This is a genomic window from Streptomyces sp. NPDC094143, assembly GCF_040303825.1.
Lineage (GTDB): Bacteria > Actinomycetota > Actinomycetes > Streptomycetales > Streptomycetaceae > Streptomyces.
The window spans coordinates 1-2,287 of the sequence record NZ_JBEOTZ010000112.1; the positions used below are offsets into that span (position 1 = coordinate 1).

General features: G+C 69.9%; 1 protein-coding gene and 1 pseudogene. One reads left to right on the forward strand and one right to left on the reverse strand.

Annotated elements, in window-relative coordinates:
• Positions 1-180: 180 nt before the first annotated feature.
• A protein-coding gene (locus ABTZ58_RS39965; RefSeq protein WP_502996225.1) for an IS5 family transposase occupies positions 181-971 on the forward strand; the annotation gives its coding sequence in 2 pieces (ribosomal slippage) (positions 181-502 and positions 502-971; 792 coding nt in all).
• A 5-nt stretch (positions 972-976) separates the two neighbouring features.
• Here ABTZ58_RS39965 and ABTZ58_RS39970 read toward each other — a convergent pair.
• A pseudogene (locus ABTZ58_RS39970) lies at positions 977-2,115 on the reverse strand (transposase).
• Positions 2,116-2,287 lie beyond the last annotated feature (172 nt).

The window sequence follows — 2,287 nt, forward strand, 5'->3', positions numbered from 1 at the left end:
CCGCGAGCTGACGGGAGAATCCACGCCAACGTGGCGAATCGAAACGGACATGACCGTCACAACAGCGTGAACTTTGATCAGATGCCCTCTTAGAGGTCCTAACAGAAGTTGTTGATCAAGTGACCGTCGGCTTGTCTGCTCGTTGGTCGGGTCGTGGGGAAACGTCAGTCGCGGCCGTGGATCGTGTCGGACGAACTGTGGTCGCTCATCGAGCCGTTACTGCCCGAGCCGGGGCCGAAACTGGTGGCGGGCCGACCACGGGTGCCGGACCGGCAGGCGTTGTGCGGGATCCTGTTCGTGCTGCACACGGGCATCCAGTGGGAGTACCTGCCGCAGGAGCTGGGCTTCGGCTCGGGCATGACCTGCTGGCGACGCCTGGCCGCCTGGAACGAGGCCGGCGTGTGGGACCAGCTGCACTTGGTGCTGCTGAAGAAGCTGCGGTCGGCGAAGCAGCTGGACTGGTCGCGGGCGGTGATCGACTCCTCCCACGTGCGGGCGGCCCGCAGGGGCCCAAAAGCGGTCCCAGCCCGGTCGACCGCGCACGGCCGGGCAGCAAGCACCACGTCCTTGTCGACGGGCAGGGCGTCCCGCTCGCGGTGTCGCTGACCGGCGGGAACCGCAACGACGTCACCCAGCTCCTGCCCCTGCTGGACAAGGTCCCACCGGTCGCCGGCGTCGCCGGTCGGCCGCGGCGACGGCCGGACATGCTCTTCGCCGACCGCGGCTACGACCACGACAAGTACCGGCGACTGCTGTGGAAACGAGGCATCCGGCCCGTGATCGCCGAACGCGGACAGCCCCACGGTTCCGGCCTGGGCATCTTCCGCTGGGTCGTCGAGCGAACGATCTCCTGGCTGCATGGCTTCCGCCGCCTGCGTATCCGCTGGGAACGGCGCGACGACATCCACGAGGCCTTCCTCGGCCTCGCCACCTGCCTCATCACCCACCGCCACATCCAACGCCTTTGTTAGGACCTCTAAAGCCAGTTCGGCGCGGTGTTGTGCCGACCTTGTGGTGGGCGGGGTGGCTGAATGCCTCGCCGGTGGCGAGGACTCTGCCCACGTCGTGACGGGTGGCGGGACGGCGGTTTGTCGGCCCCGGTGGCCGGCCTGGGCCGGGACGGGGTGGTTTCGGTGCACCGGCCGGTGAGCCGGTCTTCGTGCAGAGGCTCCTGAACCCTCCGCGAACGCGGGCGGGAGTCGGTTTGTTCGCCTCGGCCGGCTTCTCCCAGGGGCTGCGGAGGACGGTGGTCAGACGCCGGACGAGGCGGAGTTGGGCGTAGGCGGCGATCACCAGCCAGGTCCATCGGCCGGCTGCTTTCCAGGGACTGCCGGCAGCGGTCGACGTCCGCTGCGGTGGCGCCGGTGCCTGACACCACAGCCCAACCGGTTTGTTGACTCCACCGGACGGCAGTTTCTCCACGACCAGGCGGATGACGGTGCCCACCATGAGGGGGCAGCAGCCCGTCGTGGTGGAGCCATGCGGACCGGCGGGTCAGCCGCGGGTGCAGCCGGTCCCACGCCTGCACGGCCGCTTTCCCACAGAGCCGGGTGTCCGTGGTCGTCACGGCCTGCTCGGTGCCCCAGGTCGTGAGGTCGCCGAGAACGAACTCGCCGCCGCGCTTGGGCGGCCGGCCACCCTCGGGGTGCGCCGGGCTGAACTCCTTGCGGGAGGGTGTCGGACGCCGCATCACCCGATCCGATCGGAGCCGGCCGAGGATCTCGACGGGCAGCCCAGCCAGCGGGTGGGCGATGCGCGGAGCGTCGTACCCCGCGTCCAGCACGACCAGGACATGCGGGTCACCCGGCCGCCACTGGTCGGCGGAAACCAGCCGCTCGACGACCTCGCGGATCTGGACCGTGGTCACGGCGGCGACGTCGGCGCCGGGCTCCAGGCGGACCGCGTCCAGCACCGCCGTCCAGGACGTGCGGCCGGTCTCCGGCGCAGCCACCACCGAGTACGGCCACCCGGGCACCATCTGATGCTTGCCCTCATCCCGGCCGAACGTGTGGCAAAAGGCCCGGTATCAGCACACGTGTTGGCGTCCGGCCGCAGCCACGGCGAGACATCCACCGTCAGCACCAGCCGACCGTCCGCCGCCCTCGGCAACGGCACCTCGACCAGGGCCCGACGTAGCCGGGCGACGTCGATTCGAGCCGCGTTCGACGCCGGACCATGGACGACAAGCTCAAGGGTGGTCCGCCGCGTCGATGTACGTCTTGGTGACGTCGGTGATGAAGTCGCGGCTGCTGTCGGGGCTGAGGGCCTGGGCCTGGAGGTGGTCGTG